General features: G+C 40.2%; 21 protein-coding genes, 1 other RNA gene and 2 pseudogenes. 18 read left to right on the forward strand and 6 right to left on the reverse strand.

Annotated elements, in window-relative coordinates; genetic code table 11:
• Positions 1–123: 123 nt before the first annotated feature.
• Positions 124–879 carry a hypothetical protein gene (locus ACU8V8_RS02680; RefSeq protein WP_446889566.1) on the forward strand — a complete coding sequence of 252 codons (756 nt, stop codon included), beginning with the start codon at positions 124–126 and terminating at the stop codon, positions 877–879.
• Positions 880–941: 62 nt separating this feature from the next.
• Here the strand turns inward: ACU8V8_RS02680 and ACU8V8_RS02685 are convergent, their stop codons facing one another.
• Positions 942–1,139, reverse strand: a complete 198-nt coding sequence (locus ACU8V8_RS02685; RefSeq protein WP_099296450.1) for a CsbD family protein — start codon at positions 1,137–1,139, stop codon at positions 942–944.
• Between the two features lie 258 nt (positions 1,140–1,397).
• Here ACU8V8_RS02685 and hrpB point away from each other — a divergent pair, with 258 nt between their 5' ends.
• The 6 genes from hrpB (at position 1,398) to ACU8V8_RS02715 (ending at position 6,229) form a co-directional block, all read left to right on the forward strand.
• Positions 1,398–3,824, forward strand: a complete 2,427-nt coding sequence (gene hrpB / locus ACU8V8_RS02690; RefSeq protein ID WP_446888757.1) for an ATP-dependent helicase HrpB — start codon at positions 1,398–1,400, stop codon at positions 3,822–3,824.
• A 91-nt stretch (positions 3,825–3,915) separates the two neighbouring features.
• A complete protein-coding gene (locus ACU8V8_RS02695) occupies positions 3,916–4,314 on the forward strand; it encodes a DUF4019 domain-containing protein (protein ID WP_446888758.1) in 399 nt (132 codons plus the stop codon).
• Between the two features lie 33 nt (positions 4,315–4,347).
• Positions 4,348–4,752 (forward strand): acyltransferase, encoded by a 405-nt coding sequence (locus tag ACU8V8_RS02700; RefSeq protein ID WP_446888759.1) that lies wholly within the window; start codon positions 4,348–4,350, stop codon positions 4,750–4,752.
• Between the two features lie 151 nt (positions 4,753–4,903).
• Positions 4,904–5,335, forward strand: coding sequence for a nuclear transport factor 2 family protein (locus ACU8V8_RS02705; protein WP_446889567.1), 432 nt, complete (start codon positions 4,904–4,906; stop codon positions 5,333–5,335).
• 31 nt (positions 5,336–5,366) lie between these two features.
• A complete protein-coding gene (locus ACU8V8_RS02710; RefSeq protein ID WP_446888760.1) occupies positions 5,367–5,711 on the forward strand; it encodes a 5-carboxymethyl-2-hydroxymuconate Delta-isomerase in 345 nt (114 codons plus the stop codon).
• A gap of 26 nt (positions 5,712–5,737) precedes the next feature.
• A complete protein-coding gene (locus tag ACU8V8_RS02715; RefSeq protein WP_446888761.1) occupies positions 5,738–6,229 on the forward strand; it encodes a GNAT family N-acetyltransferase in 492 nt (163 codons plus the stop codon).
• Positions 6,230–6,302: 73 nt separating this feature from the next.
• Here ACU8V8_RS02715 and ssrS read toward each other — a convergent pair.
• A non-coding RNA gene (gene ssrS / locus ACU8V8_RS02720) (6S RNA) lies at positions 6,303–6,486 on the reverse strand.
• A 195-nt stretch (positions 6,487–6,681) separates the two neighbouring features.
• Between ssrS and ACU8V8_RS02725 the strand changes: the two genes are divergently transcribed.
• The 4 genes and pseudogenes from ACU8V8_RS02725 (at position 6,682) to ACU8V8_RS02740 (ending at position 10,947) form a co-directional block, all read left to right on the forward strand.
• Positions 6,682–7,245: a UPF0149 family protein gene (locus tag ACU8V8_RS02725; RefSeq protein ID WP_446888762.1), complete on the forward strand. Its 564-nt coding sequence runs from the start codon at positions 6,682–6,684 to the stop codon at positions 7,243–7,245.
• 17 nt (positions 7,246–7,262) lie between these two features.
• Positions 7,263–8,583 (forward strand): annotated as a pseudogene (gene pepP, locus ACU8V8_RS02730) (Xaa-Pro aminopeptidase).
• A 16-nt stretch (positions 8,584–8,599) separates the two neighbouring features.
• A complete protein-coding gene (gene ubiH, locus ACU8V8_RS02735; RefSeq protein ID WP_446888763.1) occupies positions 8,600–9,784 on the forward strand; it encodes a 2-octaprenyl-6-methoxyphenyl hydroxylase in 1,185 nt (394 codons plus the stop codon).
• The gene (locus tag ACU8V8_RS02740) at positions 9,781–10,947 is read left to right on the forward strand and encodes an FAD-dependent monooxygenase (RefSeq protein WP_446888764.1); all 1,167 of its coding nucleotides are present in this window, start codon (positions 9,781–9,783) and stop codon (positions 10,945–10,947) included. Before ubiH ends, ACU8V8_RS02740 begins: the two co-directional genes overlap by 4 nt.
• A gap of 71 nt (positions 10,948–11,018) precedes the next feature.
• Here the strand turns inward: ACU8V8_RS02740 and ACU8V8_RS02745 are convergent, their stop codons facing one another.
• Entirely contained in the window at positions 11,019–11,348 is a 330-nt protein-coding gene (locus ACU8V8_RS02745) for a BON domain-containing protein (RefSeq protein ID WP_446888765.1), read from the reverse strand.
• Between the two features lie 421 nt (positions 11,349–11,769).
• On the opposite strand from ACU8V8_RS02745, the gene ACU8V8_RS02750 reads away from it, so the two are divergent.
• A complete protein-coding gene (locus ACU8V8_RS02750; RefSeq protein ID WP_446888766.1) occupies positions 11,770–13,848 on the forward strand; it encodes a S8 family serine peptidase in 2,079 nt (692 codons plus the stop codon).
• 54 nt (positions 13,849–13,902) lie between these two features.
• Here the strand turns inward: ACU8V8_RS02750 and srmB are convergent, their stop codons facing one another.
• Positions 13,903–15,135 (reverse strand): ATP-dependent RNA helicase SrmB, encoded by a 1,233-nt coding sequence (gene srmB, locus ACU8V8_RS02755; protein ID WP_087532914.1) that lies wholly within the window; start codon positions 15,133–15,135, stop codon positions 13,903–13,905.
• 76 nt (positions 15,136–15,211) lie between these two features.
• Here srmB and ACU8V8_RS02760 point away from each other — a divergent pair, with 76 nt between their 5' ends.
• The 3 genes from ACU8V8_RS02760 to ACU8V8_RS02770 all read left to right on the forward strand — a co-directional run bounded on the left by ACU8V8_RS02760 (position 15,212) and on the right by ACU8V8_RS02770 (position 17,699).
• Positions 15,212–15,910: a tRNA1(Val) (adenine(37)-N6)-methyltransferase gene (locus ACU8V8_RS02760; protein WP_446888767.1), complete on the forward strand. Its 699-nt coding sequence runs from the start codon at positions 15,212–15,214 to the stop codon at positions 15,908–15,910.
• A gap of 62 nt (positions 15,911–15,972) precedes the next feature.
• The gene (locus ACU8V8_RS02765; protein ID WP_446888768.1) at positions 15,973–16,761 is read left to right on the forward strand and encodes a hypothetical protein; all 789 of its coding nucleotides are present in this window, start codon (positions 15,973–15,975) and stop codon (positions 16,759–16,761) included.
• Positions 16,698–17,699 (forward strand): DUF4153 domain-containing protein, encoded by a 1,002-nt coding sequence (locus ACU8V8_RS02770; protein WP_446888769.1) that lies wholly within the window; start codon positions 16,698–16,700, stop codon positions 17,697–17,699. Before ACU8V8_RS02765 ends, ACU8V8_RS02770 begins: the two co-directional genes overlap by 64 nt.
• Before the next feature lie 10 nt (positions 17,700–17,709).
• Here the strand turns inward: ACU8V8_RS02770 and ACU8V8_RS02775 are convergent, their stop codons facing one another.
• Together ACU8V8_RS02775 and fldB are read right to left on the reverse strand one after the other, a co-directional pair.
• Positions 17,710–18,363 (reverse strand): hypothetical protein, encoded by a 654-nt coding sequence (locus tag ACU8V8_RS02775; protein WP_446888770.1) that lies wholly within the window; start codon positions 18,361–18,363, stop codon positions 17,710–17,712.
• 360 nt (positions 18,364–18,723) lie between these two features.
• Complete coding sequence (gene fldB / locus ACU8V8_RS02780) at positions 18,724–19,245, reverse strand: flavodoxin FldB (protein WP_446889568.1); 522 nt, start codon at positions 19,243–19,245, stop codon at positions 18,724–18,726.
• A 151-nt stretch (positions 19,246–19,396) separates the two neighbouring features.
• On the opposite strand from fldB, the gene xerD reads away from it, so the two are divergent.
• The 3 genes and pseudogenes from xerD to recJ all read left to right on the forward strand — a co-directional run bounded on the left by xerD (position 19,397) and on the right by recJ (position 22,871).
• On the forward strand, positions 19,397–20,278 hold the full coding sequence (xerD, locus tag ACU8V8_RS02785) for a site-specific tyrosine recombinase XerD (protein ID WP_087532943.1): 882 nt from the start codon (positions 19,397–19,399) through the stop codon (positions 20,276–20,278).
• 64 nt (positions 20,279–20,342) lie between these two features.
• Complete coding sequence (gene dsbC, locus ACU8V8_RS02790) at positions 20,343–21,071, forward strand: bifunctional protein-disulfide isomerase/oxidoreductase DsbC (RefSeq protein ID WP_087532919.1); 729 nt, start codon at positions 20,343–20,345, stop codon at positions 21,069–21,071.
• Positions 21,072–21,148: 77 nt separating this feature from the next.
• A pseudogene (recJ, locus tag ACU8V8_RS02795) lies at positions 21,149–22,871 on the forward strand (single-stranded-DNA-specific exonuclease RecJ).
• Positions 22,872–22,995: the final 124 nt, after the last annotated feature.

Raw genomic sequence — 22,995 nt, forward strand, 5'->3', positions numbered from 1 at the left:
TTTTTGGAGGTGACGGAAGTTGTGGCGATGGAGGTGAATAGTTACTTAACTTTTAAACTATCAGCTAACATTTTTTGTTCTTTATTGGTATTCCACTTAATGACTTTAATTAAAGTACTACAGATGAAGTTCCCTAATTATATTATCTTGAGCTTAGTTTTTTTATTCAGTGCGAATAGTTTTGCGCTTGAGCAGCAATATCAGAAAAATATTTCACCCATTATTACAGCGTTTAAAGGTGGTGATAGAGCGGCTATTGCTGCACTTATTCGTTACCCATTAAAAAGACGATATCCACTGCCTGCTATTAAAAATGAAGCTGAGTTTATTAACCGTTTTGATGAAGTGTTTGATGATGAACTCGCCACAGTTATTGCCAGTTCAAATATCGATACTGACTGGGATAAAGTAGGTTGGCGGGGCATTATGCTAAATAGCGGTGTCGTTTGGGTTGATACCGACGGTAAAATTATCGGGATAAATTATCAAACAGCGAAAGAGCAGTCGCTAGCAGAGAATTTAATAGCAGCTGATAAACAAGCACTACACCCAAGTGTTAATACATTTGCAGAGCCAATATTAGATTGGCAAACGGCTAAATATCGTGTTCGTGTCGATGATTTAGGTAATTATAATTATCGCTATGTATCGTGGAGTATTGATAAAAAGCCAAATGCTAAGCCTGATCTGGTTTTAACTCATGGCGAGAAAAAGTTTGATGGTAGCGGTGGTAATCATAGTTATACATTTAAAAATGGCCGATACAGCTATGTACTGCAAGTAACAGTAATTGGCTGTGATACCTCAGCTTCAGGTTGGCTTGAAGTATATAAAGATGGTAAGCAGTTATTACTTGAAGACGTTGTGAACACTAAATAAAAGTTATATGTAACAATAAAAAACCGCCAAACGGCGGTTTTTTGCTGCTAAGCATTTATGACTTAATGACTTTTTTCAAAGTCGTTAACTTCGCGCTCGGCTTCTTCTTTAGATTTACCGTATTTCTGTTGGATTTTACCAACCAGTTCAGTACGGCTACCTTCGATTTTGTCTAAATCGTCATTAGTTAAGTCGCCCCATTTTTGTTGCGCTTTACCTTTAAGTTCTTTCCAATTACCTTCGATACGATCACTGTTCATAATTAGCTCCTTATATTGGTTAATGAATTTACTTTCACTGTTAAGGGAGCAAGGCTTATACCAACCCTAAATTAAAAGTTTTTATTATTAATTATCAGTTGGTTATGGTTTTGGTTGCAACTGAGTAGGTTTAGGAGTTATAGAGCTTTTAAAAAATATACCTCTTTTTTGTAATTTTTTCTGACTTGTAATTCACAGCAGAAACCGTTTGCTGTAGTTTTTGCTACAATGGCGCAAAGTCATTTAGAGTAAATTGTCGTGCTGCCGGTTCAAGATATATATCAACAACTCACTGCAACAATAAAAGCCAATCCAATTACCTTACTACAAGCACCTCCAGGCGCGGGTAAGTCAACTTGGTTACCACTAAACTTAATGCGTGACGGTCACTTTAAACGCATTATTATGCTTGAGCCTCGCCGTTTAGCTGCCCGAAATATTGCTAACTACTTAGCTAGTTGCCAAGGTGAGCCAGTCGGCCAGAGTGTAGGTTTACGCGTTCGTGGTGAAAGTAAAGTAAGCAAAAATACACAACTTGAAATTGTCACTGAGGGTATGCTCACGCGCATGTTACAAAATGACCCAGAGCTAAGTGATGTTGATTTACTGATCTTTGATGAATTTCATGAGCGCTCCATAGCCGCCGATACATCCTTAGCTTTTGCACTTGAAACACAAGCTGCACTGCGTGAAGACTTAATTATTTTACTTATGTCGGCAACACTTGATACGCAGCGTTATGTGGATTTTTTTGACTGCCCAGTAGTTCAATCACAAGGGCGCAGCTTTCCAATTGACGAAGTATATATTCCGATAAAAGATGAAAGCCGCTGGCTTGATGACATCCCGCAAATTATAAAACAGGCACTCAATGAGCAAACAGGTAGCGCGCTGGTGTTTTTACCAGGGCAACGTGAAATAGTGCGCGTGCAACAAGCGCTGAATGATTTACCCACAGATTGTGAAGTATTTACCCTGTTTGGCGAGCAAGATAAAAACCAGCAGCAAGCTGCGATTGCGCCTGCGCTTCAGGGCACTCGTAAAGTAGTACTCACTACTAATGTTGCTGAAACCAGTTTAACCATTGAAGGCATTCGTATTGTTGTCGATAGTGGTAAACGCCGCGCTGCCAGCTTTAATTTAAAAACCGGGGTAACAGAGCTCACCACACAAAATATTTCTCGCTCATCTGCAGTGCAGCGGGCAGGGCGTGCTGGGCGTATTGAGCCCGGCGTGGTTTACAGGTTGGGTTCAAAACAAACCTTTGAGCGGCGTAATAGCCACGATAACCCTGAAATTCTCACCTCAGATATAAGTCAGCTCATGCTCGAGGCAAAGCTCTGGGGCGCTGATATCAGCGAGTTAACCTTGCTTGATAAACCAACTGAGCAGCAATGCAGCCAAGCGCTAAGTTTACTGGAAATGCTAGAAGCGGTTGATGATAAGGGAAAGCTGAGTGCTTTAGGCAGTAAAATGCTGGCATTTGGTGCTGATATTCGTTTGGCGCATATGCTGTTAAAAGCCCAGCAGTTAGAGCAGGAAAATACAGGTATTTACCATTTGGCTATATATTTAGTCGCTTTATTAGAAAGTCGTATTAATAGTGCTGCCGATCTTAATGTCGCTTTGCATAGTATGCAGCAGCGGCCCCATCCAGTATTTAAACAACAGCTTAAATACTGGCAAAGCCGCTTAAAGCTAAGTGATGATAAAGGTGAACTAAAGACCGAATATTTAGGCGTGCTGGTGGCACTTGCTTACCCCGATCGTATTGCAAAAAAACGAGGGAACGGTTACTTACTTGCAAATGGCGCAGGCGCTGAACTCAATAGCGATTATTGGCACAATGATGAATATCTTGCTATTGCAACTATGGGGGGGCATAAAGGTGGACGGATATTTGCAGCAACAGCTTTGAATCCGTTTGAGCTTAAAGAGTATTTACCGCATTTATTTAGTGAGCAAACTCGTTGTGAGTTTGACGAAAAAGCAGCGCGCTTTATCCATCAAGATGAAGTAAAACTCGGTGCAATTACGCTCAGTAGTCAACCAAGTAAGCATAAGCTTGATAAAAATGAGCGTGCCAAAGCATGGATTAGCCTATTTAAAAAACAGGGCTTTGCACTATTTAACGAGCAACCCGATGCCCAGCAGTTACTTATTCGCATGAGTTTGGCTTATAAACTGTTACCTGAGCAATTCCCGTTCATAACAGAGCAATCGCTTATTGAACAAGCCGATACTTGGCTTGGCGTATATTTACAAGATATCAAAACGCTTGAACAGCTAAAAAAGTTTAACTACTTTGAGGCGTTACAAAATTGCTTTGATTGGCAACAACAAACGGCTTTGAAGTCACTATTACCACTTAGATTAACCGTACCAAGCGGTTCAAATATTCGTATTGAATATCAACTCGATGGCCCTGCAAAACTCAGCGTGCGTATGCAAGAAGTATACGGCATGACAAGCTCTCCAGTACTTGCTCAAGGTAAGCTCCCGTTACTGATGGAATTATTATCGCCGGGTAAACGCTCGTTGCAGTTGACCCAAGATTTAGCTCACTTTTGGGCAACCAGTTACCGCGAAGTGCAAAAAGAGATGAAAGGTAGATACCCAAAGCACTTCTGGCCTGATGATCCCGCTAATAGCGTTGCAACGAATAAAGTAAAAAGTAGGATGTGAGTAAAGCTAGCGAGGGTAAAGTTCATAAATTATGCTTTTATAATTAACTGCTCTTTAGTAGGCTGGAGCTGCTAATTTTTAACAAGGAGTTATGATGAGAAAGCACTGTATTATGTTTTTTCTTATGGTTGTTGCAACGTTTAACCTGAATGCCAACGAAGAGCAACCTGTTGCTAAACAGTGGTTAGCTGTTGTCGATAGTGGTGATTACGCATTGAGTTGGCAGCAAAGTGATGCATTCTTTAAAGAAAATGTAAGCCAAGAGCTTTGGGTATCAAAACTCGGTGAAGTCCGCACACCGCTAGGTGATGTAAAATCCCGTGAGCAAGTAAATCGCAAAACGTTTGACTCACTGCCACAGTTACCAAAAGGTGAGTATGTTTTACTGCAATTTAATACTGACTTTGCTAACAGACCAAAGTCGACTGAAACAGTGACTTTAAAAAAGTCGGATCAACAATGGTTAGTGATCGGTTACTTTATTCAATAGTCAATTTGTTACTTAATCAGCTTAGGGGTCAATGTGTCTAATCATATTACGCTTGCTCAATATGTGAAAAAGCGTACTGGCGTGTCTTTAGGCGCTAGCGGTTCAATGGGTAACATGCTTAAACGCTCTTTTGGTGCGCCATCATTTTATTTATTTTGGCGCTATTGGAACCCAATCTGGAGCTACTATTTATCGCGCTATGTGATGAAACCAGTATCGTCATTCGTGCCTCATTGGTGTGCAGTGATCATCACGTTTGCGGTCAGTGGGGCATTACATGATCTGGCCGTTATGCTTATAAAATGGAAGCTACTGTGCTTCTTTACTCCTTGGTTTAGTTTAATGGCAGTGTGTGCGGTGCTAAGTATCAAGCTAAACTTATTGTTTTCGCACTTTCCAATGTCTGTTAGAGCCTTCATTAATTTTTTTTTATATTAGCGGTAGTTTTTACCTCACTGAACTACTTTTTTAAATGCAGCATAAAAAAGAAAGCTATACATTTCATTTGTTTGTTGTTTATATGGCGTATGTAATTTAAACAATGGAGTGCCTGATGAAAAAAATAACGGCTATATTTTCAGTGGCTTTAATGTGTATATCAGTCAGTGTTACGGCTGCAAATAAAGAACTCGAAACGCTCGCTCAACAATACTTTTCTACTATGGTCGCGACTCAAGCACCGAGTGCGACGCATAAAGAGTTAGAAGCATTTTTGGCATTATTAAGTGAGGATGTAGGTAACCAACATATTCCATTCCAACCCGATGACACCCGCGCCCCTGACGGTAAAGAAAATATGCGTAAAGGCATGACATTTTATTTAGCTGCCCACACCGAGTATGAAGCCAAACTGCTCGACACATTTATTTTTAATAACTCAGGCTTTGCAATTCGTTATAGTCATCACGCTAAAGGTATTCACCCGCAAAACCAGCAACCTATAGAATATAGCCAGACTATTATGGATGTTATAGAAGTAGAAAACGGAAAAATAGTAATGATACGAAAATACCACCAGTAGCTTTATTTTAAACAATCAAAAGGAGTTTTTAATGCCGCACTTTGTAATTGATTGTGCTAGCTCCGTTTTAGACGAACATGATGAAATGACTATTAACAAAGCGATACACAAGGTTGCTCATAGCACCGACTTATTTGTTGAAAGTGATATAAAAGTAAGAGTTAACCCCTTTGATAGCTACCTAGTCGGAAATAAACAAGAGCCATTTATTCATGTATTCACCCATATAATGCAAGGGCGAACTACAGAGCAAAAAGCGGCATTGTCCAAAGCCGTGGTTACCATGCTTAATGATAAGTTCCCAGAGGTTGCAAATATCGCCATGAACATAAATGACTTTGAAAAAGCAACCTATTGTAATAAAGCCCAGCTTTAAGTTTTTCACCCAATATAAAGAATACAATGTTACGTTTAAGAAATTTCAAACAAGAAGATAAAGCTTTACTCGTCAACTACTTAAATAACCCCGATGTAAAACGGTTTTTATCCCCTAAAATACCGTCCCCTTACACTATTGACGATGCCCGCTGGTGGGTTGAAGAGGGTAGTAAAGTAGGTATAACCCGTGCTATTGAGGTGAATGGCCAATTAGCTGGCTCTATTGGCGCTCTACCTGGACAGTTTGAATACGCTAAATCAGCAGAGATTGGTTATTGGCTAGCAAAAGAATTTTGGGGGAAAGGGATAGCCGTTAAGGCACTAAGGGCACTGTTTAATGAGGTGCAGCTAAATACTGATATAGTTAGGTTACATGCTGTTGTGTTTGCTGGGAATACGCAATCAATCAAGGTACTTGAAAAATCAGGCTTTGAGCATGAAGGTCTGCTTAAAAAAGCTATTTATAAACAAGGTACATTTTGTGATGCAGGTGTATACGGAAAAATTATAAATTAATGTAATGATTTTATAATTAAATAAAAAGCGTTAAAAATCCCGAATGTGATTATAACTAGCTAGAGTAAAGAAAGTGTTCCCCAAGTATGCGGTACTCGGTATTAGTCCTGAAACCATAAGGTCTCAGGGCGGGGATCTGCGGTTTACCGTAGGCTTCTCGGTACATGCCGAGCTTGCACAATAGTAGACGAACAGAAACCCTAACATAAAATTTATCGGCTCAGGGACTTAACCAAGCTCCAACAACCTAGGGAACACGTCCAGTATATAAGACATAAACCAAACCTTACACCCCCAAAATGAAAAAACTTATATCACTTGCTTGGTTTTTCAACGTTGGTAACTGGCTATTTACTTTTTGGCTTGCTTTTTGACCTCAATCATACAATTAATTGGAGTTGCTATTTATCGAGTGGTAGCATTGAGTTAAATACCACTGTGAAGAAAAAATCATGAGCGAATTACCAGATTACCAACAAGCCCAACTCCTATTGGAAAAAAACCAAATTTTTGTTTCCCCAGCAGAAGCCCACGGCGTGATCAGCGGTTTACTTGCGTGTGGTTTGAACATTGAAGCCAAAGATTATTTAGCGTTATTAAGCGATGTGTTTAATGATGGTCAAGCATTCAGCAATGATCTAAAAACCTTTTTTGCCACTATTTATAAGCAGGTTGTTGAAAGCTTTAGTGGTGAAGAGTTTCAGTTTGACTTATTTTTACCAAGCGATGATGAAACCTTAATAGATCAAGCGAATGGTTTAGTGTCTTGGGTAGCCGGCTTTATGCTAGGTTTTGGATTAAAGCAGAAAGATTACGGTAAATTGTCAGCAGACGTGAAAGAAGTGATTAGTGACTTTAGTGAGATCACGCGTCTAGACACCATGTTTGATGAAACCGAAGAGGACGCTCAAGCGTTTCATGAAGTGGTTGAGTACGTTCGAGTTTCAGCATTGTTATGTTTCGCTGAGCTTGGCAAAGAGCAAGTTAGTGAAACTAAAAAACACTTCATTAAATAACAAAGATAGAGTTGAACATGCCAACAGTGTGTATTGATAAAGCCGAATTTAAAGCGCGTCGAGAACACTTGCTTTCGCTTATGGGGCCAAATAGTGTCGCAATTATCCCAGCTGCTAGCGAAGTCACTCGCAGTCGCGATACAGATTATGCTTTTCGCCAAGATAGCGACTTTTATTACTTAACAGGGTTCAATGAACCAGACGCGGTATTAGTGTTGTCTACCCACAGTGAGAAGCCAAGCACACTGTTTTGTTTGAACAAGGATAAACTTGCTGAGATTTGGCATGGTCGTCGAATTGGTTTTGAAAAAGCGAAAAAAGATTACTTATTCGACCAAACCTGTGCGCTCAGTGAGCTAACTGAACAATTATTGAATTTGGTGAACGGCCAGCAGATTTTATTTTATGCACAAGGTAGTTATCCAAAGTTTGATGATAAAGTGTGGTCATTATTAGGCACACTGCGAAGTAACCGTACATTAAAAGCACCCACAACGATTAAAGATATCAGCGCTTTGATCCATGAAATGCGTTTATTTAAATCACCTGCAGAGGTGAATATTATGCGCAAAGCATGTGAAATTAGTGCCCAAGGGCATATTCGAGCGATGCAATTTGCTAAACCAGGTGCTACTGAATATCAACTTGAAGCTGAGCTTCATCATCACTATGCAATGCACGGTGCGCGTCATCCTGCTTATGGCACCATTGTTGGTGGAGGCGATAATGCTAATATTTTACACTATACCGATAATTGTGATGCGTTAAACGATGGTGATTTAGTGCTTATTGATTCGGGTTGTGAGCTACAAGGCTATGCTGCGGATATAACGCGTACCTTTCCTGTAAATGGTCAATTCAGTGAGCCTCAGGCTCAACTCTATAATATCGTATTAGCTGCCCAAGAAGCTGCATTCATTGAAGTTAAACCAGGTGGTTGCCTTTCAAAAAGCAAATAAACGCGCAATGACCGTACTTACTCAAGGCTTAATTGATTTAGGTATCCTGCAAGGTGAATTACACGAGCTTTTGGCTAGCCAAGCGTGCAAGGCATTTTATATGCACGGCCTTGGTCATTGGCTTGGTTTAGATGTGCACGATGTTGGTGACTACAAGCAAGATGAAAAAGAACGCTCATTTGAACCTGGCATGGTACTTACCATTGAACCTGGGCTCTACATTAGCCTTGACGCTAAAGCACCAGAGCAATTTAAAGGTATTGGTATTCGTATTGAAGATAACCTGTTAGTTACAGAGCAAGGTTATGAAAACTTGACTCAAAGTGTGCCTAAAAGTATCAGTGAAATTGAAGCGCTTATGAGCCTAAAGGCTAACTAAACCCTAGGAGTAAAGCGTGGCAGAACCGTTTGATGTTGTAATAATCGGTGGCGGCTTAGCGGGGGCGAGTTGTGCGTTAAGTCTTGCCAGTGGCGCACCAGATTTATCTATCGCGGTTGTTGAAGCAAATCAACCCAGTGATGATTATCATCCTAGTTTTGATGATCGCAGTATTGCTCTTGCACAGCAATCTGTACAGTTTTTACAAGCAAACAAAATATTTGATCCACAGGGGGATTTTACCGCTGCGATAAAACATGTGAGTGTGTCTGATCGTGGCCATTTTGGCAAAACACATATTGATTGTGATGAGTTTGGCCAAAATGCGTTAGGTTATGTTGTTGAAGTTAATCCATTTGGCCGGTCTTTACATAATCAATTAATGAATACCGCGGTTAAAGTATTTTGTCCTGACACCATTACAAGTTTGGATTACCAAGTAGATTCTGCACAGCTAACACTTGAGTCGGGGGCTGAGCTAAACGCAAAACTTGTGATCATTGCTGATGGCGCAAAGTCCCCAACGCGACAGTTAGTCAATATTAACTTTACAACCGAGCCTTATTCACAAGGTGCGATTATTGCGAACATTGAAGTGGCGGGTGGTCATCATCACCATGCATTTGAACGTTTCACAGAGCACGGACCTATAGCACTACTACCTATGAGCAAGAACCGTTACTCATTAGTATGGTGTATGGAGCCTGAGCAAATTAAGCAGCATATGGCGCTTGATGATGATGCATTTATTATGGCGCTACAAAGTGAGTTTGGTTATCGCGCCGGGCAATTTGTTAAAGCAGGTGTACGCGCCAGTTACCCACTCGTTTATGGCCGTGCAGATTCGCTGCATAGTCATCGCACCCTATTAATAGGCAACGCAGGGCATGCCATTCACCCTATCGCAGGGCAGGGCTTTAATTTAGGTTTGCGTGATGTACAAGTACTATGTGACTTAATAAAAGGAGAGCATGAGATTGGGAGTTATGCATTTTTGCGCCAATATGCGCAGCAGCGTAGTCAAGATATTAATACCGTAATGACCCTAACTGATAGCTTGGTTAGGCTCTTTTCTAATTCATCTCGCATATTAGCATTTAGCCGCAGTTGCGGTTTGTTCACAATGGACTTATGTTCTTCATTAAAAGCTCCGTTAGCAAAACAATTGATGGGGCAAGTAAAGCAAGGTAAACGACTATGAAACAAGCACAAGTATGTGTAGTTGGTGGCGGTTGTGTGGGGCTCACACTTGCTCTTGGTTTAGTAAAAGCAAATATCAGCGTAGTGGTTATTGACGCTGCAGCCAAACAGGCATTACCTGGTGATGACTACGGTTTACGAGTGAGTGCCTTGAGCCTTGCTAGCCAAGCATTATTTGAGTCGCTTAATGTGTGGCCCGAAATTATGGCACAACGAGCATGTGCTTATACTCACATGGATGTACGCGATCAAGATAGTTTTGGTAAAATAGCGTTTAACAGTGATGAACTAGATTTACCCCAATTAGGCCATATTGTTGAAAACGACATTATTCGTTATGCATTAATAAATGAGCTTGAAAAGCACAGTCAAGCGACCCTGATGTTTGAAACGCGTTATCAACAAATCCACCAAAGTGAAAACGATGTATTTATTACCCTTGAGTCTGGTGAGCCTGTGATTGCCAAACTTTTGGTTGCCGCTGATGGCGCAAATTCTTCTGTTCGAAAGCAGTTTAATTTACCTATTACGTTTAAAGATTACGATCATAATGCGATTGTTGCGACGGTAAAAACTGCCGAGCCACATAATAATACTGCTCGCCAAGTGTTTCTGCCTACCGGGCCATTAGCGTTTTTACCATTGGTAGATAAGCACACACATTCTATAGTTTGGTCAACGAGTCCTGAGCACTGTCAGTCGTTACTAGCGATTGATGATGCTGATTTTAATAAAGCGGTTATGGCGGCCCTTGATGGTCAATATGGTTTATGCGAGATACAAAGTCAGCGTGCTGCATTTCCACTTAAAATGCGCTACGCTCAGCAATGGGTTGCAGGTAAAGTGGTGCTCATTGGCGACGCTGCACATACTATTCATCCCCTCGCGGGATTAGGTATGAATCTAGGTCTTAAAGATGCGAGCTATTTGATTAAATTACTGAGTGAGCAGCACAAAGAGTTTGCCTGTGATCGCACCTTGCGTGATTACGAACGCACCCGCAAGCTCGATGCGCAAAAGCATATTGCTATGATGCAAGGTTTAAAAGAGTTATTTGCTGGCACTCACCCAGTTAAAAAGTTGATACGCGGTGTTGGTTTGAGCATGGTTGATAACTTAGGGCCGATAAAGCAACTTTTTGCAAAACAAGCCTTGGGCAAATAAAAGCAGTGGCGTGTATAAAAAAGAGCGCCAATGGCGCTCAACAAGGGGAGTGTAATGCTTTAAATCTGTATTTACTCTTCTAGCTCAACGAACATTTTATTTTCTATAATTTCTATACCTTGGGTGTTCTCGATAAATTTTTGCGCAAGAGCACGCTCAAAGCCGTTGCTTGCAATACCATTTAATTCAATTTTGTTACCTATTACAGTTAAGTTTAACTGTGAGAGGTTTAAATTTGGGTTGTTAAGCAACTTGTTAACTGTAAGCTGCTGTAAAGTAGGTTGAGTTGAAGCGCTACTTACCATAATACTGCTTGGCGCTGCACTGACTTGCGTTGCACAGGCAAGTAAAAACACACAACAAAGCGATATAAGTGATACGGTTAATTTGAAGCGGTTCATGATTTCCCTCAAGCTTGCTTAATTAAAGATATATTCCTAATTACAAATACCATTCCAATAATTAACCTTATGAAAATATTAGATATTTAATTTTATCATGTGAAAATTAAATATGACTTGGGTATTTTTTACATTCGAATAAGTAAAAAACTCTTTGTCCAATAGAACGATGAGTTCGGCGGCTAAAAGTTAAAACATTTATTGACACTTTAATTGAGTAACACCGCGAATTTGTTCCATAACATACACAAGCGTATTTCCTGAGTCTTAAACCTGTACCAGCCTAATAACTAAGTTTAATAGGATAGTAATATTTTTGTATCAATGAAGTTGACAGCGTTGTCTTTGCGTGTTTCTATAAAAGGGTTGTGAATTAAATGTTAATTTACAGCGTGAATTTTTTACATCCAAGGAATATAAAATGAGCGTGTCAAAGACCCCAAGATTCAAAATAACCGCATTAACAAGTGCTATTTTATTATCAGCTGCAGGCTCTGCGATGGCCGAGCAGGTTGAAGCGGAGCGTTTTATAGTGCATTTATCTGAGCAAACAACTGCGATGCATACTACGTTCGCCCGTAGTCAAGCACAGGTTAATGATATGAAACGTAGTTTAATGAATAACATTGCCACACAGGTGAATATTGATGTTATTCAACCTTTGCCTGACGTAAATGCTATGGCCGTTATGCTAACAGCAGAACAAAAACAACGGTTATTACAAAACTCTGAAGTGGCGACTATTGAAGTGGATCCTAAACGTTACTTAATGGCTGAAAGTACACCTTATGGCATTACTATGGTTCAGGCTCAACAGCTCTCTGATGATCTCACTGGTAACCAAAAAGTATGTATTATGGATACAGGCTACACCCTTAGCCACCCAGACTTGCCTAATACAGGCATAACAGGAAGTGATGGTTACGGAGCTAATAATACAGGGAATTGGTACAATGATGGTAATGGGCACGGAACACATGTAGCTGGAACAATTGCAGCACTTGGTGGTAATGGCTTAGGTGTTGTTGGTGTTAATTCTTCAGGTCAATTAGGGCTACATATTGTAAAAGTATTTAATGACCAAGGTAATTGGGCATATGGCTCAGATCTCGTTGCTGCAATTGGCCAATGTCAATCGGCTGGTGCAAGCGTTACCAGTATGAGTTTAGGTGGTTCGCAATCATCAAATGCTGAACGTCAAGCTTTTGCTAATAGCTATGCGCAAGGTATGTTGCATATTGCAGCGGCGGGTAATGATGCCAATAGTGCGTTAAGCTACCCGGCATCTTATGATTCGGTAGTATCGGTGGCGGCGGTTGATCAATCGGGTAATAAAGCATCGTTCTCTCAATATAATGCTCAAGTTGAACTAGCAGCCCCAGGCGTCGGTACAAATTCGACTTGGAACAATGGTGGCTATAAAAGCATTAGTGGTACTTCAATGGCGACACCGCACGTATCGGGTGTGGCTGCGCTAGTATGGAGTCATTTCCCTAATTGTAGTAACCAGCAAATTCGAGATGCGTTAAATGCGAGCGCAGAAGATAGAGGTACGCCAGGACGAGATACGTCATATGGCTTTGGTATTGTTAAAGCAAAAGCAGCTTACGATTATTTAGCACAATCAGAATGTGGTGGTGGCAGTGATGTTGATAATGCGCCTGTTGCAAGCTTTAGTGCAACCGTAAATGATAAACAGGTTACTTTTAATAATACCTCTACGGATGATAAAGGGATCAGCAGTTATAGCTGGAGCTTTGGCGATGGTAATTCATCAACCGTTGAAAATCCAACGCACACATATGCTGTTGATGGTAACTACAGCGTTATTTTAGAAGTAACAGATACCATTGGACAAACAAGCCGACGAAGTCAAACTGTGACAATTACATCATCAGAAGATGGTTGTGATGGTCTTGCAAGTTGGGATGCGACAACAGCATACCGGATTGCAGATCAAGTTGAATTTGAACAAGCGAAATATAAAGCCACATGGTGGTCTACTGGAGCAAATCCGGCAATTTTCTCGAATGTATGGTCATATCAAGGTGATTGTCATAATTCTGGAGACGACAATCAAGCACCTAAGGCTAATTTTGATTATAGTGTAAATGGGTTGACTGTTAGCTTTAGTAATTTATCAACGGATGATGTGGTGGTAACTGCTTCTAATTGGAACTTTGGTGATGGTGTGACTGCTAATACAAAAACACCGAGCCATACTTATCAAGTTTCAGGTTCATATGATGTAACCTTAACGGTGAGTGATGCGCAGGGGCTTAGCCATAGTTTGGTTAAAACGGTTACAGTAACGGATGATAGCACACCTCCAGCTTGTAGTGGGTTGCCTATGTGGAATGCAACCACAGCTTATACCGCAGGTAATGAGGTCGCATATAACGGTATTCGTTACCAAGCTAAATGGTGGACGCAAGGTGCTAATCCAGCAGATAATTCATCAGCATGGGCGGTATGGAAAGATTTAGGTGCATGCCAATAACAGCCATAAAAGTAAAAAGCCGAGCTTGTAAGTGCTCGGCTTTTTTAATTGTGGTTATTTTTTCTTTTTAACTTTTGCCTTCGCCTTTTTACGGGCTTTAATTTTTGCTGGATCTTTTAGTTTTTTGACTGGCATTTTGGCTTCTTTATGCTGTGGCTCAATGCCTTTTATTACGCGGCGTTTAAGTTTTTGTTCAGTGTAACGTTCCACCTTAGCTAAAACAGCCACATCGTGCGCTTCAACTAATGAAATCGCGATGCCTTTTTTACCCGCTCGACCAGTACGACCAATACGATGTACATATACATCGGCGGTACGTGGCATATCAAAGTTAATAACATGGCTAATGTCAGCTACATCAATGCCGCGGGCAGCCACATCTGTTGCAACCAAAATTTTGGTACGGCCACTGTGGAAGTTTTCCATTGCTTTCATGCGTTTGTCTTGTGGCATTTCGCCACGTAACCAGGCCGCTTTTACGCCATTGTTAGTCAATTCGCCAATGAGGGTTTCGAGACGTTCACGGGTCTTAACAAACACAATTGCTTTGCTGACATCTGGGCCATTTAAGGTATTAACTAATAGCTCAAGCTTGTGATGGTAGTCATCAGCTAAATGAACCCACTGATGAATTTTGGCTTTTTCTTTACGTGACGACTCTGCTTCAAGCAGTGCCGGATCATTTAAAATACGCTCTGCGAATTGCTCTACGCTGTCGCCTTCAAGTGTTGCTGAAAATAGAAAACACTGACGACGGTTTTTAGCTTCATCACAAATGCGCAGCATTTCTTTACGAAAGCCCATATCTAACATACGGTCTGCTTCGTCTAAAATAAGCATCTCAACATTTTCAGCATGAAAGTTTTCAGTTTCTAAGTATTCCATTAATCGCCCAGGGGTAGCGATTAAGATATCGTTATTTTTTTCAAAAATTTCTTTATGCGTGCCGTAATTAATACCACCTGTAACCACACCTATTTTTAAATGGGTTTGTTTGGCAAGTAACTCACATTGTTCATGAATTTGATACGCAAGTTCACGGGTCGGGGTCATAATTAACACTCGCGCAAAACCCGGTTCGCGGCGCGGGAAATCCAGTAAATATTGAATTGCTGGAATTAAAAATGCAGCGGTTTTACCTGTGCCTGTAGGTGCTGATGCTAAAATATCCCGCCCTTGCAGTGCTTCAGGAATAGCTTGTTGCTGAATACTAGTTGGGGTCTCATAACCCATTTTAGCGACGGCGTTTAGTAACTTGTTATCGATATCAAAATCAGAAAATTGCATAGAGTGTCAAAAATAGAGGACAATTAGCGTTAATTATACGCGCTATACTGCGGTTGGTGAACGAAAAGGTGAAAAAATGTCAGGTTTTGTGTTTAAACAATTTAAAGTTGAGCATGACCAATGTGCTATGAAGGTATCGACTGATGGCATTTTATTGGGGGCGTGGGCTAAATTAACTAACGGCCAACGAGCGCTCGATATAGGCACAGGCACAGGGTTGTTGGCTTTGATGTGTAAACAGCGAGCAGTGGACTTAGCCATAACAGCCGTCGAAATTGATGAGGCCGCTTATCAGCAAGCGAAGCAGAATATTACCCAAAGCCCATGGCCCGATATTGCACTTTACCATCAACGTATTCAGGAATTTGAAGCCGATACACTATTTGATGTGGCGATCAGTAATCCGCCTTATTTTAATAATAGCTTAAAAGGGGATGATGCCGCACGAAACGCGGCACGCCATACTGATGGATTGAGTTTTGCGCAGTTAATTAGTGCATTTAAACGATTAACGCATCATGCTGCACTGTTTAACTTAATTTTACCAAGCAGCGAAGCTCAATTATTTATAGCAGAAGCTACTGCGCAAGGGCTTTATTTACAACATCTTTGTTTAGTGCAAACTAAAAAAACTAAGCCTGCAACGCGCAGCTTAATGTGCTTTGGCTATCAAGAGGTTGATTGCAATCCTCAGCACTTAATTATTCATAATGAAGGCGGTCAATACAGTGATGATTTCGTTAACCTATGCAAGGACTTTTACTTAAAGATGTAAGCTTTATTGAATAATAGGTACAAATAACGCACACTGACCAAAATGACACGGAGTAAATAGATATGGATAATCAATTACCTAAATCACTCATGATACTGTTAGCAGTGTTACAAGGGATTGCTTTAACACTGTTATATCGCAGTCTTGAAGGGGCAACATGGCCCGCCTCAGACCCTATTTGGTTTACCTCTTTAGCTACATTTGTAATCAGTTTTCCTTTACTGACGTTACTCGCTGTGGAGCAAGGTAATATAAAAAAACTGCTTATTTATTTGCTTCCTTTTTGCTTATTGCTGTCACTATTAGGCGCATACATTGGATCTGAGCATTACCCGTTAGCGTTTATTGATAATGATTGGCTAACTGCTACGTTTGTAATGACCTCTTTGGTAGCAAGCTTTAAAGCTTTAATGTATATCCAGCAATTTATAGATAAAGAGGCGATTCATTATGCTCAGTTGTTTAAACTTTCATGGCGTAATTTTCTTTTATTTATAGAGTGTTGGTTATTTGTATTAATTTTCTGGGGCATTTTAAATTTAGGCGCAGCCTTATTTGACGCGTTGGACATTGAATTTTTCATAACGCTATTAAGAAAAGAATGGTTTTGGATCCCTACAATTACCTTAGCGTTTGCTTTTGCGAGTATTGTATTTAGAAGCCTGTTAAATGTAGAGCAAAGCATAGCAACATTACTGCAAGTTCTAATTAAGTTTTTACTGCCTGTTTTAACCATTGTTTCTTTGGGCTTTTTAGCGACTTTACCCTTTGCTGGGCTTGAAAAATTATGGCAAACAGGCAGTGGTACTTCGTTAGTTTTGTGGCTGCAACTATTAACACTCTTTTTATAAATACGGTTTATCAACAGGCATCATTACAGCGCCCTTACAATGTTGTATTACATAGGTTGATTATTATAGGTGTTGGTTTATTACCTATTTATAGCTTAATTGCGGCTTATGGGCTGTGGTTACGTGTTGACCAATATGGCTTAAGTGTTGCTAGATGCTGGGCCATTTTAATATGCTTTTTACTGGCGAGTTTTTCGTTTGGCTATTTAGTTGGGATTATTAAAAAGCGTGATGCGTGGCTTGAGGTTCAAAACAAGGTCAATATTGGTATGGGGCTCATTGTGCTGGTAAGTATGCTGCTGGTAAATTCACCTTTGTTGAATTTTCAAAGTATCGCGAGTGATAGTCAGATTGCGCGTCTAAATGATGGTAAAGTCACGCTTAAAGAGTTTAATTATGATTACTTTGCATCAAACTTGGGGCGCCAAGGTTATCTTGCAATGCAAGATTTGAAAGCGCAAATACAAGAGTCGCATCCGGAACAAGCTGCTATTATCGATCGAATGTATGTAAACACTGATTTTAAAACCGCAGAAAAGTCTACAACCCTCTCTGAATTTATTGCCCACAGTGTATTTTGGCCAGAACAAGAGGTGTTTTCTGATGAATTGATTGAGGCTGTATTCAATAGCATGCATTTTAGTAACTGGGCGCCTTTGCATAGTCATTCATTTTATTTTGTCGCTATTGATTTAAATAACGATGAGCAGTTAGATTATGTTTTCATTGATGAAACAAATGATTTCACCAATGCTAAATTATGGTCTCATAATGGTAGTAAATGGCAGCAGTATTACATGACTACGGATAACCCAGACCAAATTAAGTGGTTAAAAAGTCTAATAAACGCCAATGATATAAGCGTAGAGCAGCCTCAATATAACCACTTAAGAGTCGGTGATGCAGTATTTAAAGTCACAAATGAAATAGAAAATTAAAATTACTCGTTCACTCTGTGATCGTTGCTTTAATCCCTGATTTGTCTAGAACAAGAGTATATGAATTATCGTATGATGTATGACAAATAGACAAAGGTTCATTATTAAATTCAATATCTGAATTACAGTCATCAACATAATACCAATTACTTATTTCACCTTGCTCGAGATTAAAGGTTTTACTATTAATTGTAATTGGCATATCTGTTGACGCTAAAAATCGGATAGCGAAAAAGCTACTTTTATTTTTACTTTGATTTTGAATGATGCTTAAGTTGAGTCGTTCATTATTTTGCCAAGCAATAAAGTGATAATCTTGTTCGTTTTTCACTTTGTATGTTTTTCTTACTCGTTTAGTCTTGTGAGTATGATCTTGAATATAAAAGGTGATTTCCCGATTTGTGTTGTGTTCATGAGTGACTGATTTGGGCTCTGAGTCAGTTGAAAGTGTTTCTATATAATACTTGCTTTTCTCTACATCACGGGGATCTCCATCTAGCTGTGTATTAGCTATATGATAATCAATCTCTAGATCTGTAGCATTTACTAATGTGTAGTCATTTTTGTAAAAGCTAGAACCAAAATTTGCGGTTTCTAAGTCTTCAGAATTACAGCCAGTAAAAGCTATAGGAAATAATAACAAGCTAATTGTTTTTTTGAACATAGGTAAATCCTTTTAATTTATTTGAACGCATAAATCATAATTCATCACTTAGTATTAATGTGTATAAAAATGTAATTTTTTGTATTAAACAAGGTAAAAGGAGTTGATGGGAATATGTCTACACAAACCACCTCAAGATGCAGAATTCAGCGCTTCACAGAGGGTTAATATCAAGGCGTTAGAAGCGATTTATACTTAGCCCTCGAGGTTACAAACCTCGCGCCGTGATTAAACCGCCCCTAGTTTGAATAAATTTTAATCCGTAAAGGTCATTAGACCCTAAACAAAAGAGAGTTGTTTGATAACCAACTTAAATCGCTTTTAATTTCGGTGAACAACGAAAGAATAAGCTTTTGTTAATTAAAGGCTTTCACTGTACTCGTTCATAATTTGCTCAACCCAATTGGCTATACGCTCATCGCTTTGCTCATATTGACTGTCTTCGTCAAGAGCAAGGCCGACAAAATGTTTACCATCGGTGGTGAGTGCTTTTGATGCTTCAAATTCGTAGCTAGCATCGTTAGGCCATAAGCCTAATTGAGTAAACTCTTGACTGCTAATTTCATCATGTAGCATACCTAGCGCATCTTGAAACCATTGGCCGTAACCTTGCTGGTCGCCCATGCCAAATAAGGCGATGGTTTTTCCGGTTAGGTTAACGTCTTTAATGTCATCCCAGATTGATTCCCAATCCTCTTGTAACTCACCAAAGTCCCACGTTGAAATACCAAAGATGATAAAGTCGTAATTCTCTGCATTTTTTAGAGGCTCATCTTTGATGTTATGTAAACTGACAATGTCTTGCCCAATAATATCGCGGATTTTTTCTGCTGCTATTTCGGTATAGCATGTTGTAGAGCCGTAAAATAAACCAATTTGCATCGTATTTATCACTGTGTGTTTGCCTGATATGATAGGCTCAAGTTTACCGTAAGGTATTACTAATTGATACCTTGATTAAAATGGAACAACTGTGACTAAGTTTGCAAAAAATGAATCATTAAGCCCACTTACAGAGCACCAAGATGAGCTTATTAACAATAGCGACTATCTTGAGTCGTTTTTAGATAATCTTTATCTTGAGCAGCATGTTAGTGATAACACGTTATCTGCATATCGAAGTGACCTAGATAAGTTCTGTTTATTTTTAGAGGGGCAAGATTTACTCACGGTATCGGCCTTAGACATTGAAAGTTATTTAGCGCATCGGGTTGATTTAGGTTTAAAGCCACGCAGCACAGCGCGTAGCATTAGTGCGTTAAAACGCTTTTATCAATATTTAGTACGCGAGAAGTACATGAGTGAATCGCCGATGGTGAATATCGCTCAGCCAAAAGCGGGCCAAACACTACCTAAAACGCTTTCTGAAAATGAAGTTGAAGCATTACTTGCAGCCCCCAATGTTGATGAACCCATGGGGCTGCGCGATAAAGCCATGTTAGAGCTCTTATATGCTACGGGCTTGCGGGTCAGTGAGCTTGTTGGTTTACGCATGGAGCAAATAAACATGCGCCAGTCTGTTGTGTTTGTTAAAGGCAAAGGCAATAAAGAGCGTTTGGTGCCACTTGGCGAAGAAGCCATGTATTGGCTTGAGCAGTTTTTAAAATTAGGGCGCGGGCAAATGATCAAGCATGCCACCGATTTTGTGTTTCCCTCTAAACGCGGAGTAGGTATGACGAGACAAACTTTTTGGCATCGGATCAAACACTATGCTATTTTGGCATCGGTTGAGTCGCCTTTATCACCACATACGCTGCGTCATGCTTTTGCAACGCATTTACTTAATCATGGTGCAGACCTTAGAGTTGTGCAAATGATGTTAGGGCATAGCGACTTATCGACTACACAAATTTATACCCATGTTGCGAATGAACGATTAAAATCGGTACATCAACAACATCATCCGCGTGCTTAGTGAAATTTTTTTAGTACACTAGCGGTCATAGTAAAGATGAATTATCAGGATATAAGAGAACAATATGAAAAAGTTAGTATTAGCCGGTGCAATGTTAGGCACCAGTTTAAGTGCGTTTGCAAATGGTGTATTAGCCGTACCTGATGCCAATGACCCAATTGTGACTAAGTTTGCTGAGCTAGGCGTTACTGTAAAGCATATTAATCCAAGCCCTGTGGCTGGATTGAAAGAGTTAATTACCGATAAAGGTGTATTGTACGCAAGTGCAGATGGCCAATATTTAATGCAGGGCACCTTAATTGACTTAAACAATCGTAGTAATTTAACCGAACAGGCTCTTAACGGTGTTCGTAAAGAGGGGTTATCTGAATACGAAAACTCAATGATTGTTTACAAAGCGCCAAATGAAAAACACAGTATTACTGTTTTTACGGATATCAGCTGTGGTTATTGCCGTAAATTACACCGTGAGCTTGACGATTTACTCGAGGCGGGTATTACAGTTAAGTATTTAGCATTCCCACGTGGCGGTTTACAAGGCTCTGGTTACGCTGATTTAATGAATGTATGGTGCGCCAAAGATCAACAAGAAGCACTCACTGAAGCCAAAGCAGGCGCTGACACTAAAGTAATACAAGGTTGTGCTGCACCTGTTGCTGAACATTATCAGTTAGGTCAGAGTTTTGGTATTAGTGGCACACCAGCCATTATTTTAGAAGATGGTACTATGATCCCAGGTTACCAACCTGCGGCAGCACTTAGTGCTGCTCTTGAAGCGAATAAGTCTTCATAATTGAATAAAACGTCTAAAAAAGGCCGTTTTAGGCCTTTTTTTGTTAGCACTCCTAGCTTAAAAGTATTGCCTGCTGCATGAAAAAAATAATTCAAGCTCGACAATGTGTTGATGACTCACACCTACCCAATAATTTACACCCAGTTATTAAGCAAATTTACGCCACTCGCCAAGTAAGCCATGCCGATGAATTAAATAATAGCGCAGCCACATTGCATGATTTTAGGTTGTTTAAAGATATTGATAAAGCCACTGAGTTATTGATAGATGCACTGCAAAAGCAAAGTAAAATACTCATTGTGGGCGACTTTGATGCTGATGGTGCAACCAGTACCGCAACATTAATGCATGGCTTGACTATGTTTGGCTTTGCTCATTTAGATTACCTTATTCCTGATCGATTTAGCCTCGGGTATGGACTAAGCCCTGCGCTTGCTGAGCAAATAGTCACGATAGCGCCCGATTTAGTGATCACCGTTGATAATGGTATTTCATGTATTGCAGGTATTGAGATTGTTAAAGCCGCAGGAATTAAAGTGCTGGTAACTGACCACCACTTGCAAGGTGAGCAACTACCCAATGCTGACGCTATCGTTAACCCAAACCGCCACGACTGTGAATTTCCATCTAAATCAATTGCAGGTGTTGGGGTCGCGTTTTATTTACTGATTGCACTGAGAAGTGCCTTACGTGATTTAGGCCTCTTTGAACAGCAACAACCACCTAATTTAGCTGAATTGCTTGATATCGTTGCGCTTGGTACAGTGGCGGATGTGGTCGCGCTGGATGCGAATAACCGTACTTTTGGTTCATCAGGGCTTAGCACGAATTCGCAGTGGAAATACTCGCCCAGGGATTATCGCATTAATTGAAGTTGCAAATCGCAATGCTGCACGCTTAAGTGCCAGTGACTTTGGTTTTTCATTAGCACCACGTTTAAACGCAGCAGGGCGCTTAGACGATATGAGTTTAGGCATAGCCTGTTTGTTATCAGCTGATTTAAATCAAGCAAGACGCATCGCTGGCGAGCTCGATAGCTTAAATCACGAACGCCGTGAGATAGAGCAGGGTATGCAAGCTGAGGCACAAGCAGTACTCGACCGCCTAGCATTTAGTAGCGATACCGTACCAGATGCGATTTGTTTATATCAGCAAGATTGGCATCAAGGTGTGATTGGTATTTTAGCGGGGCGCTTAAAAGAAAAGTATCACAGGCCCACCGTTATATTCGCTGGTGGTGATAATGGAGAAGTCAAGGGCTCTTGTCGCTCGATTGAAGGGCTGCACATGCGTGACCTACTCGAGCGTTTAAATACCTTACACCCGCATTTAATTAGTAAATTTGGCGGTCATGCTATGGCTGCGGGGTTGAGTATTAATGAACAACACTTTAGTGAGTTTAAACAGGCTTTTGAGCAAGCGGTTACTGCACAATTAAGCGAAGAGCATAAACAGTGCATTATTCTGACCGACGGCGAATTACCCAGTGATTGTTTTAATATGGATTTTGCGCAGTTAATTAAACAAGCAGGGCCGTGGGGGCAGCAATTTCCTGAGCCTGTGTTTGAGCACACCTTTGAAGTTGTGCAGCAGCGTATTGTTGGTGAAAAGCATTTAAAACTAGTGCTTAAACATCAATCTGGCCGTTTGGTAGACGCGATTGCATTTGGCGTTGACGTTAAAGCCTGGCCTGACACTGAAGTACGTTTTGTTGATGTTGCTTACCAGCTCGATATAAATGAATTTAGAGGTAAATTTAGTCTGCAATTAATTGTCCGTGAGCTGCAAAAGAGCCCTTAAAAAATATTACACTAGGGCGTATAAAATACTAATAAAACGCGCGGTTTTTTGTTAAAATCGGGCGTTTTTATTATTTAAAGAAATTTATAGGGCAAATTGCCGTGTAAATCAGCCATTTTGGAGT

This window comes from Pseudoalteromonas sp. SaAl2 (assembly GCF_052947895.1).

Excerpts from the sequence above, each read along its gene's own strand:
- ACU8V8_RS02770 (WP_446888769.1), top strand. The coding sequence starts at position 16,698 with ATGGCAAACAGGCAGTGGTACTTCGTTAGTTTTGTGGCTGCAACTATT.
- ACU8V8_RS02680 (WP_446889566.1), top strand. The coding sequence starts at position 124 with ATGAAGTTCCCTAATTATATTATCTTGAGCTTAGTTTTTTTATTCAGT.
- ACU8V8_RS02765 (WP_446888768.1), top strand. The coding sequence starts at position 15,973 with ATGGATAATCAATTACCTAAATCACTCATGATACTGTTAGCAGTGTTA.
- fldB (WP_446889568.1), bottom strand. The coding sequence starts at position 19,245 with ATGCAAATTGGTTTATTTTACGGCTCTACAACATGCTATACCGAAATA.
- srmB (WP_087532914.1), bottom strand. The coding sequence starts at position 15,135 with ATGCAATTTTCTGATTTTGATATCGATAACAAGTTACTAAACGCCGTC.
- ACU8V8_RS02745 (WP_446888765.1), bottom strand. The coding sequence starts at position 11,348 with ATGAACCGCTTCAAATTAACCGTATCACTTATATCGCTTTGTTGTGTG.
- ACU8V8_RS02750 (WP_446888766.1), top strand. The coding sequence starts at position 11,770 with ATGAGCGTGTCAAAGACCCCAAGATTCAAAATAACCGCATTAACAAGT.
- ACU8V8_RS02685 (WP_099296450.1), bottom strand. The coding sequence starts at position 1,139 with ATGAACAGTGATCGTATCGAAGGTAATTGGAAAGAACTTAAAGGTAAA.
- ACU8V8_RS02715 (WP_446888761.1), top strand. The coding sequence starts at position 5,738 with ATGTTACGTTTAAGAAATTTCAAACAAGAAGATAAAGCTTTACTCGTC.
- ACU8V8_RS02710 (WP_446888760.1), top strand. The coding sequence starts at position 5,367 with ATGCCGCACTTTGTAATTGATTGTGCTAGCTCCGTTTTAGACGAACAT.
- ACU8V8_RS02760 (WP_446888767.1), top strand. The coding sequence starts at position 15,212 with ATGTCAGGTTTTGTGTTTAAACAATTTAAAGTTGAGCATGACCAATGT.
- ACU8V8_RS02725 (WP_446888762.1), top strand. The coding sequence starts at position 6,682 with ATGAGCGAATTACCAGATTACCAACAAGCCCAACTCCTATTGGAAAAA.
- ACU8V8_RS02775 (WP_446888770.1), bottom strand. The coding sequence starts at position 18,363 with ATGTTCAAAAAAACAATTAGCTTGTTATTATTTCCTATAGCTTTTACT.
- ACU8V8_RS02740 (WP_446888764.1), top strand. The coding sequence starts at position 9,781 with ATGAAACAAGCACAAGTATGTGTAGTTGGTGGCGGTTGTGTGGGGCTC.
- dsbC (WP_087532919.1), top strand. The coding sequence starts at position 20,343 with ATGAAAAAGTTAGTATTAGCCGGTGCAATGTTAGGCACCAGTTTAAGT.
- ACU8V8_RS02705 (WP_446889567.1), top strand. The coding sequence starts at position 4,904 with ATGTGTATATCAGTCAGTGTTACGGCTGCAAATAAAGAACTCGAAACG.
- ACU8V8_RS02695 (WP_446888758.1), top strand. The coding sequence starts at position 3,916 with ATGATGAGAAAGCACTGTATTATGTTTTTTCTTATGGTTGTTGCAACG.